This window comes from Acinetobacter sp. BSP-28 (assembly GCF_044130285.1).
GTDB lineage: Bacteria > Pseudomonadota > Gammaproteobacteria > Pseudomonadales > Moraxellaceae > Acinetobacter.
This window is the reverse complement of sequence record NZ_JBIQOB010000005.1, coordinates 135347-151012: the sequence shown is the minus strand read 5'-3', so window position 1 is coordinate 151012 and position 15666 is coordinate 135347. Positions and strand designations below refer to the sequence as shown.

General features: G+C 42.6%; 16 protein-coding genes, 2 tRNA genes and 1 pseudogene. 7 read left to right on the top strand and 12 right to left on the bottom strand.

Going from position 1 to position 15666, the window contains the following annotated elements; all coding sequences use genetic code 11:
- Nucleotides 1–119 precede the first annotated feature (119 nt).
- A tRNA-Ser gene (locus tag ACE01R_RS05400) sits at nucleotides 120–209 on the top strand.
- Nucleotides 210–587: 378 nt separating this feature from the next.
- On the opposite strand, the gene ACE01R_RS05395 is transcribed toward ACE01R_RS05400, so the two are convergent.
- The 3 genes from ACE01R_RS05395 to ACE01R_RS05385 all read right to left on the bottom strand — a co-directional run bounded on the left by ACE01R_RS05395 (nucleotide 588) and on the right by ACE01R_RS05385 (nucleotide 1399).
- Nucleotides 588–845 (bottom strand): hypothetical protein, encoded by a 258-nt coding sequence (locus ACE01R_RS05395; RefSeq protein ID WP_395548934.1) that lies wholly within the window; start codon nucleotides 843–845, stop codon nucleotides 588–590.
- 129 nt (nucleotides 846–974) lie between these two features.
- Nucleotides 975–1196: a hypothetical protein gene (locus tag ACE01R_RS05390; protein ID WP_395548929.1), complete on the bottom strand. Its 222-nt coding sequence runs from the start codon at nucleotides 1194–1196 to the stop codon at nucleotides 975–977.
- A 62-nt stretch (nucleotides 1197–1258) separates the two neighbouring features.
- The gene (locus tag ACE01R_RS05385; RefSeq protein WP_395548921.1) at nucleotides 1259–1399 is read right to left on the bottom strand and encodes a hypothetical protein; all 141 of its coding nucleotides are present in this window, start codon (nucleotides 1397–1399) and stop codon (nucleotides 1259–1261) included.
- A gap of 186 nt (nucleotides 1400–1585) precedes the next feature.
- Between ACE01R_RS05385 and ACE01R_RS05380 the strand changes: the two genes are divergently transcribed.
- Entirely contained in the window at nucleotides 1586–1813 is a 228-nt protein-coding gene (locus tag ACE01R_RS05380) for a hypothetical protein (RefSeq protein ID WP_291354094.1), read from the top strand.
- A gap of 140 nt (nucleotides 1814–1953) precedes the next feature.
- Nucleotides 1954–2029, top strand: a tRNA-Thr gene (locus ACE01R_RS05375).
- Between the two features lie 80 nt (nucleotides 2030–2109).
- On the opposite strand, the gene ACE01R_RS05370 is transcribed toward ACE01R_RS05375, so the two are convergent.
- The 3 genes from ACE01R_RS05370 to ACE01R_RS05360 all read right to left on the bottom strand — a co-directional run bounded on the left by ACE01R_RS05370 (nucleotide 2110) and on the right by ACE01R_RS05360 (nucleotide 5550).
- A complete protein-coding gene (locus ACE01R_RS05370) occupies nucleotides 2110–2943 on the bottom strand; it encodes an SAM-dependent methyltransferase (protein ID WP_395548859.1) in 834 nt (277 codons plus the stop codon).
- 3 nt (nucleotides 2944–2946) lie between these two features.
- Nucleotides 2947–4245 (bottom strand): FAD-dependent oxidoreductase, encoded by a 1299-nt coding sequence (locus ACE01R_RS05365; protein ID WP_395548857.1) that lies wholly within the window; start codon nucleotides 4243–4245, stop codon nucleotides 2947–2949.
- 429 nt (nucleotides 4246–4674) lie between these two features.
- Nucleotides 4675–5550, bottom strand: a complete 876-nt coding sequence (locus ACE01R_RS05360) for a pirin family protein (protein WP_395548855.1) — start codon at nucleotides 5548–5550, stop codon at nucleotides 4675–4677.
- 307 nt (nucleotides 5551–5857) lie between these two features.
- Between ACE01R_RS05360 and ycaC the strand changes: the two genes are divergently transcribed.
- Both ycaC and ACE01R_RS05350 read left to right on the top strand, forming a co-directional pair.
- Nucleotides 5858–6490 carry an isochorismate family cysteine hydrolase YcaC gene (gene ycaC / locus ACE01R_RS05355; RefSeq protein WP_395548853.1) on the top strand — a complete coding sequence of 211 codons (633 nt, stop codon included), beginning with the start codon at nucleotides 5858–5860 and terminating at the stop codon, nucleotides 6488–6490.
- A 9-nt stretch (nucleotides 6491–6499) separates the two neighbouring features.
- A pseudogene (locus ACE01R_RS05350) lies at nucleotides 6500–6622 on the top strand (LysR family transcriptional regulator); the annotation flags it as partial.
- A gap of 71 nt (nucleotides 6623–6693) precedes the next feature.
- Here ACE01R_RS05350 and ahpC read toward each other — a convergent pair.
- The 4 genes from ahpC to ACE01R_RS05330 all read right to left on the bottom strand — a co-directional run bounded on the left by ahpC (nucleotide 6694) and on the right by ACE01R_RS05330 (nucleotide 10713).
- Nucleotides 6694–7257: an alkyl hydroperoxide reductase subunit C gene (ahpC, locus tag ACE01R_RS05345; RefSeq protein ID WP_395548852.1), complete on the bottom strand. Its 564-nt coding sequence runs from the start codon at nucleotides 7255–7257 to the stop codon at nucleotides 6694–6696.
- Nucleotides 7258–7472: 215 nt separating this feature from the next.
- Complete coding sequence (ssb, locus tag ACE01R_RS05340) at nucleotides 7473–8063, bottom strand: single-stranded DNA-binding protein (RefSeq protein ID WP_395548850.1); 591 nt, start codon at nucleotides 8061–8063, stop codon at nucleotides 7473–7475.
- A gap of 51 nt (nucleotides 8064–8114) precedes the next feature.
- Nucleotides 8115–9479: an MFS transporter gene (locus ACE01R_RS05335; RefSeq protein WP_395548848.1), complete on the bottom strand. Its 1365-nt coding sequence runs from the start codon at nucleotides 9477–9479 to the stop codon at nucleotides 8115–8117.
- Nucleotides 9480–9627: 148 nt separating this feature from the next.
- Entirely contained in the window at nucleotides 9628–10713 is a 1086-nt protein-coding gene (locus ACE01R_RS05330; protein ID WP_395548847.1) for a DUF475 domain-containing protein, read from the bottom strand.
- A gap of 238 nt (nucleotides 10714–10951) precedes the next feature.
- Between ACE01R_RS05330 and tenA the strand changes: the two genes are divergently transcribed.
- Complete coding sequence (tenA, locus tag ACE01R_RS05325) at nucleotides 10952–11626, top strand: thiaminase II (RefSeq protein WP_395548846.1); 675 nt, start codon at nucleotides 10952–10954, stop codon at nucleotides 11624–11626.
- A 162-nt stretch (nucleotides 11627–11788) separates the two neighbouring features.
- Here the strand turns inward: tenA and ACE01R_RS05320 are convergent, their stop codons facing one another.
- Nucleotides 11789–12130, bottom strand: a complete 342-nt coding sequence (locus ACE01R_RS05320) for a GlpM family protein (protein ID WP_395548844.1) — start codon at nucleotides 12128–12130, stop codon at nucleotides 11789–11791.
- Nucleotides 12131–12194: 64 nt separating this feature from the next.
- Entirely contained in the window at nucleotides 12195–12548 is a 354-nt protein-coding gene (locus ACE01R_RS05315; protein WP_395549501.1) for a DUF1304 domain-containing protein, read from the bottom strand.
- A 245-nt stretch (nucleotides 12549–12793) separates the two neighbouring features.
- Here ACE01R_RS05315 and uvrA point away from each other — a divergent pair, with 245 nt between their 5' ends.
- Nucleotides 12794–15625 carry an excinuclease ABC subunit UvrA gene (gene uvrA / locus ACE01R_RS05310; protein ID WP_395548842.1) on the top strand — a complete coding sequence of 944 codons (2832 nt, stop codon included), beginning with the start codon at nucleotides 12794–12796 and terminating at the stop codon, nucleotides 15623–15625.
- The last annotated feature ends 41 nt before the right edge of the window (nucleotides 15626–15666 follow it).

Below are 15666 nucleotides of genomic sequence, written 5' to 3'. Positions count from 1 at the left end.
TTCGTCTTCGTTTTAGACACTATTTTTTCGCAATCATATCACTGAGCAAAAACTTTTGCTCTAAATCAATTGTTTCAACTTGGCAGAGGAGTTTTTTTTCGTTATTATCGCGGCGCAATGGTGAGGTGTCCGAGTGGCTGAAGGAGCACGCCTGGAAAGTGTGTATACGTTTGCGCGTATCGAGGGTTCGAATCCCTCTCTCACCGCCAAGATTCAATTCCATAACATCCAATGGAATCTCAAAAGGCTTAATTCTTTTAGAATTAGGCCTTTTTTGTTGTCTTATGCTATTAAGAAAAAATGATTAAAATGGCTTGATATCGTTCATTAATGATTGAATTTTTTAATTATGGATTAAGCCTAAACTCCTCCCCTGCAAGCTATGAGGAAAAAGCGGCAATAAAACCGTTAAAATAGCTAAAATAGACCTCTCTAAATCATATGCTTAAAATGAAGCACATAGAATTACAGCCAGATGAGGTAACCTTGCTAATGTTCCCTTTTATGTATTTATATTTTTAAAAATAATCACTTAAACAAAAAAGAGCTGAGATACGGGTTTTTCTCTTTCACCTCGCGTTGAACCTTTATTTATTCTCAAAATATTTCTGGCATCCCTGAAAAAATTCTTCATTGAAATTCATGGAGGGATCATCTTTGTCATCATCGCATTGATCTACAGATTTGAGATTGTCTTGCGCATAGCGATAGCCATAATATTGCTCTGTCCCCTCCTCAAAACCACCAAACTCCTCTTTTTTCATGGACTGAAAATACAGAAATGCGGCAATGGCTATAAGGATAAGTACCACGACAGTACTGATAATTTTGGCCTGTTTTGTCATCTTATGTATCTTCCTTTAGCCTATTGATGAATAGTCCTCATCACACCATCTAACCCAGAAAAAGTCGCTTATCCCTAAGGATGAAGGTATAAGAACTGGTTTGCCAATTCAAGACAGGCAGAAAAGCCTTTATTTTTGTTGTCTGATTGGATTTTCAGGCTGTTCATTCGGTTTTTTTTGCGGATTGGATGTCCCGATATGCTGATCTGGTTGATCCGCTTGGGGAGTGGGGAGTTTAGGTTGATCCGGTTGAGGATGGGGTGGATTAGGTTGTTCCTGCTGATCAGGATTTTGAATTAAAGGAACAGGCTGTTTCTGCTGGTCTGGCTGTTGGTTATCTAGTTCAGTCATGGTTATGTCTATCCTGTGCACTACCATTGATCAATTACGCTACATCAGCACTAATCTACGCCTTAAATTGAATCCTCCAACTTCCGCTGTGTTTCAATTTCCATCATTGTAAATATGATGTCTCTAGATGATTGATCTGCAACAACTGCGATGAAATCAGCTTCACATTGCTTACCAAAAGCCTTCAAAGCCAGATATTTCATTAACATGTCACATAAATGGCACAATTACTGCACGCTATTACTTAGCAAGTTCAGAAGGTAAATGAACCTATTGAAATAAGATCATATAAATGCAATATTTCTATGATAACAATCATATAACAGAGCCTTAAGTCGATCTATAAAAGCACATTGAACACATAGAAAAACTGCTATTCGGGAGTAAATATGAATACCAGCAATAATTATGTCAAACAGATCAAGAATGCTAAACGTGGTGGTTATACTCCAACGATTGCCAAGGATATTAATAAACATAAAATTCAAAAAGCCCTCCGACTGATCGAACAATGGCGCAAACTGGCCAGCGAACTTAAACCACAAATGCAAATCGATATGGCTTTAACCCTGGAAGAATGTGCGCAAGACCTGGACCAGATTTTAAGGAGCAAATAACCGGTTTAATTAAAATAGGACATGAATTTAAATAGCGGATGTAGAGGGTGATTGAGAATATCCAAATCCCTTCACCCTATCCAATCGCTCATTTTTTGGCTTGCGTTTTCAATAAAATTCGCTATTATTCTCTGCAAGTTGCCGGCATAGCTCAGTTGGTAGAGCAACTGACTTGTAATCAGTAGGTCCACAGTTCGAATCCGTGTGCCGGCACCATTTTATACTTAGCCTCGCTTTTTAGTGAGGCTTTGTTGTTTTTGTACTTTGCTTTTAAAAATTAGAATATTACCCCAGTCTCAGGCATTCTTTTTCGCACTGATCTGTACATAATTGACCAACCCATCCTGATAAAGCTGCAGACAGAGCTTTGCGGTCATGCGAATTTTAAAGGCATCCAGCCCTGTGCCCTGCTGTGGCAATTGCTGCAAATGTTGAAAGTAGTTTGCAAATCCGTATAAAACGGCTTTGGACAAATCCCGAATTTCAATGTCGCTAAAATCATGTTGCTGCAATGTCTGTTCTAATCCCGATGCCGTCATCAAATGCTCCAGATTCACATCTGCAGCCTTGAGCAGCCACTTATATTTTTGCTTTTGTAGTGCATTTAAATTCAGCCATTGCTCGGACAGCATTAAATAATGAAAACCCAGTCTGCCTTTTGAATTTAAAACATTGTCCACTGAATCCAGGAATGAATTTAAATTGGAATGATAGGCAGCATCGATACACAGCACCACATCAAAGGGCTGCTTAAAAGGAATCTGCTTTAAATTTAAAAAGGATTGCGGGTAAATGGCCGAAATTTGCGGAAAATGTTTTTGAATTTGAATAACGCAACTGGCTTGTAATTCCACCGCTTCAATATGCTGAACTTGATAGTGCTGTTGCCAATACAACAAACTTGCACCCTGCCCGCAGCCTAAATCCAGGAGGTGGTCATTGGAAGTTAAAGCTACCGCTTGCGCCAATTGATCTGCCAATTGACGGCAAGCTTCTGGATAGGACGATGTTGCATCATCCCAATAGCCCAAATTGCTCCAGGCGAGTACTGCATCATCTCCTAACTGTTTTGCGTTAATCGCGTATTTATGTTCAGGAAGTTTCTGCCGAATCGCTTGAAGCCATTTCATATCTTAGTAGCCGAGTTGTGGGGCAACCTCAACTTTAGGTTTTAATCCGGCAAACGACAATGGTGCACCTAAAATTTCTGCAATATGCATGGCCGAAGTCACGGCAGATTCAAGCACAGGTAAGCCATCACAAGACCACGAACCACAATAAAACACTTTGCGGTTTAAATCTTTATGGCGGACTTGCAGCTCTTTATTTAATGCCACTGTTTGTGAATCCACTACAGCACGGGTTAAAGTCACTGAGGAGATGATTTTTTTCGGGTCAATATCCGTCACCGGCTGCCAGGTTTGGAATACCGGCGATTTACCCACTAAACTTGGCTCAACCGAATTCAGCCATACGGTAAATTGCTGACGGGTAAATTTACGGTCCATCATGTAGCTGAGTACCGCCCAATCTTTGCGTTTTGGCGGCATCACCGATTGATCAGTATGAATGACCAGCTGACCCTGCTCAAATTTAAATTTCTTTAACAGCGCAATATCATCAGCAAATTGTTCATTATCGAGGAATGTTTCAATTTTATTGGTCGGTGTGGCTACGATCACCCGGTCAAATGCCAGCTGTTCGCCTTGCTCGTTTTCAATCAATACCCCTTCTTCATCTTGTTGAATATGGGTAATGGCTGAACCGCCACGAATTTCAATACCTTCGATCAGCTTGTCCACCAAGGCTGGTGTCCCACCCTGTAGACGCAGTAAGGCATCGCCATCGGTCAATTGACGCAAGAAAATCAACAGGGGTTTGGCAGGCCATTCACCAATGGTTTTCGGGTTACAGGTACAAATGGTATACAGCACAGGCATTACAGCACCATGCCAAAAAACTTCTTCAATATCATTATTATTGATGAATTCGGCCAGGGTAATGTCCTGGTTTTTCGATTTGAAGAATTTCGCAATGGCCGTCTTCAGCTGCAGCATGCCTTTAACCAGACGCCAGCCATATTGCTGAATGCCTTTACGGTTATTAATGATGGGAAAATTACCAATACGGCTACGCGATGTTGTTAGCCAGGTTTCGGTGCGATCTTCAAATAACCAGCTACATGCCATATAGGTACGTACTGGAAAGGTCTGGATACCCAGATAAGCCGCCAGACTCAGGGTGTTTTTCCACAAATGCGGGTTCATGACACGCAGGGGTGCATCAATCAGGCCATCCTCGAATTCAATGCTATGGCTATCCATACCACGACCCGTTAAGGCTTCAAAAATAGTAACACTATGCCCTGCATCTTTAAGAATTCTTGCGGTAGCTAGCCCAGCCATGCCACTGCCAATAACTGCAATATCCAAAATTATTATCCGTCAGTTACACATAAGATTTATGAAATTATGAACCAAGCAAACGGAAAAGGCGGTATTAAAATATTCCAGAATGTGCCTTTTTAACAAAACTCCTCATGATGAATATAAAGTAGAAATTTACATTTATTTATGCAGTAATTATTCCAAAATAAATACAAAAAATAATTAAAATTATATCAGCATAAATATTAAAAACCCTTTAAAAAAAGGAATATATATTGACTAATTTTATAACAAACGTTTTACAAAAAACGAAATTGGCATTATGATACGCAGCATAATAAATTGATAATATCTTCACATTTTAATCATCTACTACTATACCAATAGGCTAATAGTAAGAAACTTCAGTTCGCAAAAAAGCCCTTAAATTTTTAAGGGCTTCTTCTTTTTAAATGGATAGATACAAAAACCGTTTTAAGATGTTACCGGTATTTCACCAAACTTCCCGCTATTAAAATCATTAAATGCTTGAATGATTTCATCTTTGCTATTCATCACAAAGGGACCATAGCCTTGGATTGGTTCATTGAGCGGCTGCCCTGTGAGTACCAAAAATTTACTATCCTGAAGCGCTTCAAGCTGAATATCTGCTTCTCCATCTTTGGCAAACATCACAATCGAACTGTCCTGAACATGCTGTGTTCCGTTCAACTGCATTTCACCCGATAACACCACCACCAATACATTATGATCGACAGGGACATGCAGATGATGAACCTGCTCGGCTTTTAATTCGCCATCCCAGACATTGACCGGGCTATGGGTTGAAGCGGGACCAACCTGTTCGGCATAGTTTCCGGCAATCACCCGGATATGCCCTGCACCCTGTTCAAACTGAATGACTGGAATGTCTTTGGCTGCAATCGCCTGATATTTCGGTGCGGTCATTTTGTCTGCTGCAGGCAAATTCACCCAAAGCTGTACCATTTCAAACAGGCCGCCATTTTGAGCAAAGTCTGGGGAATGAAATTCTTCATGTACTAAACCTGCACCTGCCGTCATCCATTGCACATCACCGCTTTGAATGGTTCCACCGCCACCTGCTGAGTCTTTATGAGTCACTTCACCCTGATAGGCGATGGTTACGGTTTCAAAACCACGGTGTGGATGAGAACCGACTCCATGCTGCTGCGTCGTTGGGCTAAAATGGTAGGGTGCCGCATAATCCAAAAGTAAAAATGGACTGATCGCCTGCCCTAAACGGTCATAGGAAAACAGGTTTTTCACTGGAAAGCCGTCACCCACCCAATGCGTGTTCTGGTTGCGGTAAACGCCAATAATTTTTTTCATCTCAAACTCCTATCTCTAGGAAACAATATGCGTTTATCTTAGATTTTTTAAAGATTCCAGCCTAGCCACATTGCAATATACAGCGTCCTAACAATAGGATAATCGAATTTTTATCATCAAATTTAATACAAAAAATCATTTAATTGACATAAATATCATCATTGTCCCATAGCTATGATTATCTATCCTGCTCTAGGGACTTAATGCTCTGCTTTGAGCTCATTACTATAAAAAACAGATCGGAACTTAGATGACTGATTTGCACTGAATACTTCCACCTTCTTCATGACAAAACAGGAATAGAAAAATGGGTAAACCATACGTTCGTTTAGACAAAGATAATGCAGCGGTTTTATTGGTCGATCATCAAACCGGATTGCTTTCACTGGTTCGTGATATTGATCCCGATAAATTCAAAAACAATGTCTTGGCCCTGGCTGCAGCGGCTAAATACTTTAATCTTCCTACCATTTTAACCACCAGTTTTGAACAAGGTCCAAATGGTCCCTTGGTTCCAGAGCTGAAAGAGATGTTCCCGGATGCGCCTTATATTGCCCGTCCCGGCCAGATCAATGCCTGGGACAATGAAGACTTTGTCAAAGCAGTGAAAGCCACAGGTAAAAAACAGCTGATTATTGCCGGCGTGGTGACAGAAGTCTGCGTCGCCTTCCCTGCACTTTCAGCCCTTGAAGAAGATTTTGAAGTCTTCGTGATTACCGATGCTTCAGGTACCTTTAACCCTTTAACCCGTGATTCAGCCTGGGACCGTATGTCCAGTGCCGGTGCGCAATTGATGACCTGGTTTGGTGCTGCCTGTGAATTACACCGTGACTGGCGTAATGATATTGAAGGTTTGGGTACCTTGTTCTCCAATCATATTCCCGATTATCGTAACCTGATTAATAGCTATAACCAGCACAGCACGCAAAAACAAAATTGATCTTTTTTAGGCATGGTGCAACTGGTCTATGCTTCGCGTAAAGGGCAACGGCTGGTGATGGAAAAACTGATTGATTATCTGATTCGAGGTCTAAGAGATTTAGCCAAAGATCATTCAGGTTATGCACTTTAAATTGACAGATGATGCATATAAAAAATCCAGAACCGAAGTTCTGGATTTTTGCGGAGATTGTGAACCTAAACTTAGATTTTACCAATCAAATCGATTGAAGGAGCAAGTGTAGCATCACCTTCTTTCCATTTGGCCGGGCAAACTTCACCTGGATGCGCATGGACATATTGTGCTGCCTTGACCTTACGTAGCAGTTCTTGAGCATCACGACCAATACCACCGGCATTGATTTCGATAATCTGGATTTTACCTTCTGGGTCAATCACGAAAGTACCACGGTCTGCCAGACCTTCAGCTTCAATTAACACTTCGAAGTTTTTCGCCAAAGTCCAGGTTGGGTCACCCACCATTGCATACTGGATTTTCTTGATTTCGTCAGAAGAATCGTGCCAAGCTTTATGGGTGAAATGGGTATCTGTCGATACTGAATAAATCTCTACACCCATTTTTTGGAATTCAGCATAGTTATCGGCTAAATCGCCTAATTCTGTTGGACAAACGAAAGTGAAATCTGCAGGATAAAAGAATACCACTGACCATTTTCCGATCATGTCTTTTTCAGAGACTTGAATGAATTCACCATTTTTATATGCTGTTGCGTTGAATGGCTTCACTTCAGTATTAATTAAACTCATGAGATATTCCTCTAGCTCGTTTCTGGGATTGCTTATCTTGTGAAGCTAGAATACGAAAGATTCTAAAATAGGTAAAACCGTACTTTTTTATAAAAATTATCGGTTTTTTAGATTTAAAATTTCTATCTTGTTTCTCGAGTTGATTGGCTTAGACAATAAAAAACCCTTTGCTGTTACAAAGGGTTTTGAAGATGACTTGCCGTTTTAATTACAACTCAAAATGGAAGATCATCATCTAGATCTGCTGGTGCAGCTGCTGCTGGTGCAGGTTGCTGTTTTGGCGCAAAACCACCCGGGTTGTTGTTGCCATAACTATTGCCCTGATTGTTATTATTATTGTTATAACCACCCTGATTGCCATAACCGCCTTGGTTGTTATTATTGTTGTTATAACCACCACCTTGATTATTGTTGAAACGTGGCTGATTATAACCGGCGTTGTCACCACCCGCAGCTTGTTCACCTTGCTGACGGTTGCTATCTAGCATTTGCATTTGTTCACCACGAATTTCTGTGGTGTAGCGTTCCTGGCCGCTTTGGTCTGTCCACTGACGCGTACGCAATGAACCTTCAATATAAACTTTAGAACCCTTACGTAGATATTGCTGTGCAATTTCACCCAAGCGGTTATGCAACACAATACGATGCCATTCAGTTTGTTCTTTACGCTCACCCGTATTTTTATCAGTCCACGAATCGCTCGTTGCAATTGAGAACTGAGTCAGAGAACCACCATTTGGAAAAGTTTTGGTTTCAGGATCTTTACCTAAAGTTCCAACTAAAATAACTTTATTAACACCACGCATCAGACGTACACTTCCTATTTATTTCTATATTTTACTTTATAAGAGTTATGCTTAAATGGCTACCTCTTTACCCAACAACTGCGTTAAATCTTGTCGCGCAGCTTCATCTATCAACTGTTTATCAATTTTAACATAAGCAAATTGCTGGTCGGACATCACCACAACCTCTTCAATACCACGAATCGCCAAAAGTTGAGAAGTCCACTCATCCGTTTGTTTCGTCTCGGGTAAAGCCAATACCAATGATGAAAGATAGCGCGGCTGGGCCAGACTAAAGCTGATCAATAACCAGACCACCGCAATCCCCGCCAAAATACCCCAACCCAGTGAGGTATTATTTAGTAACAAGAGTTGACCGCCAATCATGCCACCGAAAAATGCCCCTAAAAACTGGCTACTGGAATTCACGCCCATGGCTGTCGCTTTAGACTGGATTGGCGCAGATTTGGATAACCAAGAAGGCAATAAGGCTTCCATCACGTTAAAGGCAATAAAGAATAATCCCAAGCCTGCCAATAACACATATTTAGATTCATAACCAAAAATCAGCACCAGCAAGCCCAATACGATTCCACCAATTGCCGTCAGGAAAATGCCGCGCATTTTGCGATATTTTTCCGCCAGAATAATGCTGGGAAAAGCAAAAAACAGGCTAATAACGAGCAGTGGCAGATACACCAGACCATGACTGGATAAGGGAATATCGGCAAACTGAATCAGTTGCGATGGCATATAGACAAACATCGCGGTCAGCAACAGGTGCAAGGCAAAAATTGAAACATGCAGACGGTTTAAATCGCCCATTTTCAACACCTGTTTCAGCTGTGCCACATAGCCTTGCTGGTAATTTTTATGATGACGGGTGACCTTAGGGACAAATAGCAGCATCGAAATGGCAGCTAAACCCATAATGGTCGTCACCCAGAACAGGCCGGAAATCCCCACCAGACTGGTTAGCCAAGGTCCCAGACTGAAGGCGACCATAAAGGATACCCCAATACTCATGCCCATCACCGCCATGGCTTTACTGCGCTGTTCTTCACGCGTCACATCGGCCAAAAGCGCCATCACTACCGCAGAAACCGCACCACCACCGGCAATGGCACGGCCAATGATCACGCCATAAATGCTCTCGGACATTGCTGCGACTGCACCGCCTAGCGCAAACAGCAATAAACCGATAATCACCAAAGGCTTACGGCTAAAACGGTCGGCCAGCAAGCTAAACGGAATCTGTAAAATGGCCTGTGTTAAACCATATACCCCGACGGCCAAACCAATCAGCGCCGGGGTTGCCCCTTGATATGACTGTCCTGCCACGGAAAACACAGGAATAATCATGAACAAACCCAACATACGCAGTGCAAAAATACTGCTTAAGGCAAAGGTTGAACGGCGTTCTAAAGCATTCATCATATCAATAAGCTTAGGTCTATGAGTTTAATTTCTATCGGCTATCCTACAACATTCATGTTATGGATGTTGATTTATTCCGGAATGAGCCACCATAAAAAAGGGCGCATTTTTATGCGCCCCTATTGTAACCATTTTTCTTAAAAAACGATTAACCGATTCGTTCTTGACGTTTACTATATTGAATGGAAGCAATCACTGCCCAGACAATAAATGCGACACCAATTAAACCGGTGACCACTTCAGGTACGTGCACCCCAGTACCACTGGCCAGCATAATGAATGCTAAAGCACCAATGGCATAATGCGCACCGTGTTCAAGGTAAATATAGGCATCCAAAGTGCCTTTTTCCACCAGATAAATGGTCATAGAACGCACGAACATAGCACCAATCGCCAGACCGAGCATAATGATCACCACATCCGAAGTAATGGCAAAAGCACCTATGACACCATCAAAACTGAACGATGCATCCAGTACTTCCAGGTAAATAAAACCGCCTAAACCGGCTTTAATGACTCCTGTAGATGCCCCGCTGGCATCATGTGCCACTGCATTGCCATTTTCATCAATTTCAGGTTCACCACCTAACAAGTGGCTTAACACCTGAACCCCGATGTAAATCACAATCCCCCAAATCCCGGCCATGGTAACCACCAGGCGATCTGCTTCTGCAACATTGGCTGCCATGATCAGCAAACCAATTAAAGCAAGAAATGCTGACATTGCCGGTACGTTGGCGAGATTGGATAAACGCGCTTCCAGCCATTTGAACCAATGGGTATCTTTTTCACTGTCCAGAAAGAAATTCAGGAACACCAGTAACAGGAATGAGCCACCAAAGGCTGCAATTTCCGCATGATGCGCCATCAGCTTTTCAGAATAATTGATCGGATCATTCAGGGCCATATTGACCACTTCCATCATGCCCATGTCAGCAGTCACGGCCACAATCACAATCGGGAACACCAAACGCATACCAAATACGGCAATGATGATCCCAACCGTCAAGAAGATCATTTTCCAGAAATGATCCCAACCACGCAGTACCGAGGCATTAACCACCGCATTATCGAAAGAAAGAGACACTTCCATGACAGCCAGAATGGCAGTAATGGTCAGTGCCGTGAACATGGTCTTTAAACCTGCTTCTGGGCCATGCGTAAAGCCCCAATATGCAGATATACCAAGACACACGATCGTAAAGATGATTGAGAAACCAAAATGTTTCATCATGATAGATCGACCTATAGACAGATATTTATATCGAGTGAATTCTGTAAAACTTAACAAGAGCACTTAAGATTTTATGCGCACAATTATGACGACTTTTTCCTGTTAAGCCAAAGTTCTTCGTATGATTTTTTTTTGAGTACAAATACACTATTTTTTCTACTGCATATCTTGAGTTGAAAACTCTTGTTATAGTCCCGCCTTCTGTAAATTCTTCTTTTAACATCGACAGGATGATGACATGAGCTTTTCTCAAGATGTATGGCAACGCAACTTGGCTTTATACGAAAAAACTTTAGCCCTGCCATTTAACCAAGAACTTTCACAAGGGACTTTGAGCAAAGACATTTTTAGTCATTATGTAATTCAGGATGCGCATTATTTACTGGCTTATGGCCGTGCACTGGCGGTCTGTGCTGCAAAAGCATTTACAGCGGAGGATGTCATGCAATTTTCAGATGCCGCCAAGATTGCCATTGTGGTAGAACGCAGCCTGCATGCTGACTTTATGCAGGAATTTGACATTAGCCAAGAAGAATTTAGAACCACGCCACTGACTTTGGCTTGTCATCATTACACTTCCTTCTTAACCGCAACGGCATGGTCAGAAAGCTATCCGGTAGTATTGGCTGCTTTACTGCCTTGTTTCTGGATTTATGCAGAAGTGGGTAACGATATTGTCAAAAATTCTATAGAAAATAATCCGTACCAAGCTTGGGTCGATACCTATTCAGGTGAAGAGTTTAATGAGGCTGTACGCAATGTGATTGCCACAATTGATAAAGTCGCAGCACGTTGCGATGCCGATACTTTAGAGAAAATGCATCATGCCTATACGACGGCTGCCAAACTGGAATGGCTGTTCTGGGATAGCGCTTATGATCAAAGACAGTGGTTGGGTTTGGATGAATTATAAAATTCGATCGTCCGTATCAAAATTCCTCCTATCCTTCAATTTGTGGTCAAGGTTATTTTACTTCCGCTTTGAAAGTGGGACTGAATTTTAAAAGCTCCTCCCTTTGAAAAAGGTGAGGATTCTCAAAATATATTTTGAGTCCGCAAGGGGAGGGATTGGTTTTTACTGCTGAAACATCTGCCAGCCATAAATCAGTCCTGCCGCAGCTACAATCCAGCAAACCGTTGCCACACCTAAACACGACCACATCGACATTTTTGTTGCTAGTATATAAACCATCAACAGATAGATGGCATAGGGAATCAAAGACCATAAACCAAATAATGCCGTTTTACGCAAAGCCTCTGCACCCTGCTGCTGTGACACAATCACATGGGCAATTAAGGCAAAAGTCGGAAAAAGCGGCACCAGACCGGCAATATAAAAAGCTTTACTTCTGGAAAGCAGGGAAATAATTAACACCACTGCTGCCCCTAAAACACATTTCAAAAATAAAGCCAGCATGCCTACCCATTCCAACAAATCAATTGATTAAGCCGCATAGTCTAAGCTGCAAAATATCTTTTACTTAAAATAAATTCACCACAATCAAGGCAAGCAAGGCTGGTAATGCCTGAATATAAATAATCTTTTTACTTGCTGTGATTGCGCCATAAATGCCTGCAACCAGAACACAGCCCAAAAAGAAATTGGCCAGTGCTAGCGCATAAGTTACTGGAGCAAACAGTGACCAGATCAGGCCAGCTGCTAAAAAACCATTATACAAACCCTGATTTTGTGCCAGCACCTTGGTGAGTTTTGCCTTTTCCGCAGTATTGCCAAAGGCTTTCATTCCAATCGGTTTATCCCACAAAAACATTTCCAAGATTAAAAAATAAATATGCAATAACGCAATCAGGGCAATGAGAACTTTTGTAATAATCATGAGATTTCCATTTTTTATTTTCAGACAATATTTTGCATTTTAACTGTGAATCGGTCGAAAAACTGAATTTCAATATCTAAATCTATGACTTGTAGGTACAGTGAAAGGCTCTCCCCATGTATTTAGTTTAAATCCTTGAGCAGCCCGACACAGACTGACGTTTTATTTTAATTAAATAAAGCTTGAACATTTTTCATGCGCTATCATATATAAGTTTTTGATGAATTTTCTAGGATCATTGCATGAGCCAAAGTCACATCCGTATTCGAGGTGCACGTACCCATAACTTAAAAAATGTGTCACTCGATATTCCACGCGACAAGTTTGTGGTGATTACGGGGCTTTCGGGTTCAGGTAAGTCATCCCTCGCCTTTGATACCTTATATGCCGAAGGTCAGCGCCGTTATGTGGAATCACTTTCTGCCTATGCACGCCAGTTCCTTTCCCAAATGGAAAAACCTGAAGTCGACTCGATTGAAGGTTTAAGTCCCGCAATTGCCATCGAGCAGAAATCTACCAGCCATAACCCGCGTTCAACTGTGGGAACAATCACGGAAATTTACGACTATTTACGTCTTTTATATGCCCGTGTCGGCACACCCTATTGTCCTGAACATGACCTGCCGATGGTGGCGCAAACCGTATCTGAAATGGTCGATGCGGTAAAAAGTCTGGAAGAAGGTACTGCTTTAATGCTGCTTGCACCGGTGGTGCGTGAACGTAAAGGTGAATACAGCAACCTGTTTGAACAACTGCAAAGTCAGGGTTTTGTCCGTGCACGTGTGGATGGTGAAATCGTTGAAATTGATACGCCACCCGAACTGGATAAAAAGAAAAAACATACCATTGAAGTGGTGGTTGACCGTTTTAAAGTACGTGATGACTTGGGTAACCGGATTGCCGAATCATTTGAAACTGCGCTGCGCCTAGGGGGCGATATTGCCATTTTGGCCTGGATGAAAGGCGAGCAACCTGAGCGCGTATTCTCTGCCAAGCACTCCTGTCCGGAATGTGACCGTGCGGTTGCCGAACTGGAACCACGCCTGTTCTCGTTCAACAATCCCTTTGGCGCCTGCCCGGTCTGTGATGGTCTAGGAACCCGCAGCCATTTCAGTGCAGAGAAACTGATTCCCAATACTGAAATTTCGATTAGCCAGGGCGCGATTCGTGGCTGGGACAGACAGCGTCCTTATTACTACAGCATGATTGAAAAAGTCGCCGCGCATTTTGGCTTTTCGCTAGATACGCCGTGGAATGAGCTGGATGCAGAGACCAAAAAGAAATTCCTTTACGGTACAGGCAAAGAAAAAGTCGATTTAAGTTATGTCGATGAACGCGGTCGTAAACATAACCGGGTGCAACCTTTTGAAGGTATTTTGCCGCATCTGGAACGTCGTTACCGCGAAACGGAATCGAACTATGTACGTGATGATTTAGCACAATATTTGTCGAATGCAGCCTGTGATGCCTGTGGCGGTTCACGTCTGAATGAAATTTCCCGCAATGTTCGTGTCAAAGACAAGACCATCGCGCAGATTACCAAAATGTCGATTGGTGATGCCGAAAGCTATTATCAGGATTTAAATCTTGAAGGTGCCAAAGGTGAAATTGCCGACAAGATTTTCAAGGAAATCCGTGAGCGTTTACACTTCCTGGTTTCAGTTGGTCTGAATTATCTCAGCCTGTCCCGTTCTGCCGAAACCCTGTCTGGTGGTGAAGCACAGCGTATCCGTCTGGCTTCACAAATTGGTGCGGGTTTGATGGGTGTGATGTATGTCCTTGATGAGCCATCCATTGGTTTACATCAACGCGATAATGATCGTCTGCTTGAAACCTTGGTGCGCTTACGTGACTTAGGCAATACCGTTTTAGTCGTTGAGCATGATGAAGATGCGATTCGTGCCGCCGACCATATTATTGATATTGGCCCGGGTGCTGGCGTGCATGGCGGTCATATCATTGCCGAAGGAACCTATGAAGAATTGGCAGCCAATGAAAACTCACTGACAGGTCAATATCTTTCAGGCAAATTAAAAATTGAAGTGCCCAAAAAACGTACCCAGCCGCCAAAACCGGAAGAGCAAATCAAGCTGATGGGTGCTGCCGGTCATAACTTGCAGAATGTTGATTTAACCATTCCTTTAGGCGTAATGACCTGTGTCACCGGTGTATCGGGTTCAGGTAAATCGACCTTGATTAACCGTACTTTATTACCACTTGCCGCAACGCAATTGAATGGTGCAACCACATTAACAGCCGAAAAGTTTGACTCGATTGATGGTCTGCAATTCCTCGACAAAGTCGTAGACATTGATCAAAGCCCAATTGGTCGTACGCCACGTTCTAACCCGGCGACTTATACCGGTTTATTTACGCCAATTCGTGAATTGTTTGCGCAAACGCCTGAAGCCAAAGCACGTGGTTATGCCGCTGGACGTTTCTCGTTTAACGTGAAAGGCGGGCGCTGTGAAGCCTGTGAGGGTGATGGCATGATTAAAGTAGCGATGCACTTCCTGCCGGACATGTATGTGCCTTGTGATGCCTGCCATGGCAAGCGTTATAATCGTGAAACTTTGGAAGTCGGCTATAAAGGTAAAAACATTTCTGATGTACTGGAAATGACCGTTGAAGATGCGATGCATTTCTTTGATGCCATTCCTGTGATTCACCGTCGTCTGGAAACTTTAAATCAAGTGGGTCTGGGTTATATCCGTTTAGGTCAGTCTGCGACCACCCTTTCTGGTGGTGAAGCACAGCGTGTCAAACTCGCGCGTGAACTCGCGAAACGCGATACTGGTAAAACGCTGTATGTACTGGATGAGCCAACCACAGGTCTGCATTTCCATGATATTGCCAAGCTACTCGACATTCTGCATGAGCTGCGCAACAAGGGTAATACCATTGTGGTGATTGAGCATAATCTGGATGTGATTAAAACTGCTGACTGGGTGATTGACTTGGGTCCTGAAGGCGGTGCTGGCGGTGGCCAGATTATTGCTGAAGGTACACCTGAAGAAGTTGTGAAATCTAAGGTTTCACATACAGCGAAGTTCTTGAAGCCGTTGTTGAAATAATTTAATCCACCCCGACCCTCCTTTAAAAAAGGAGGGAGTTT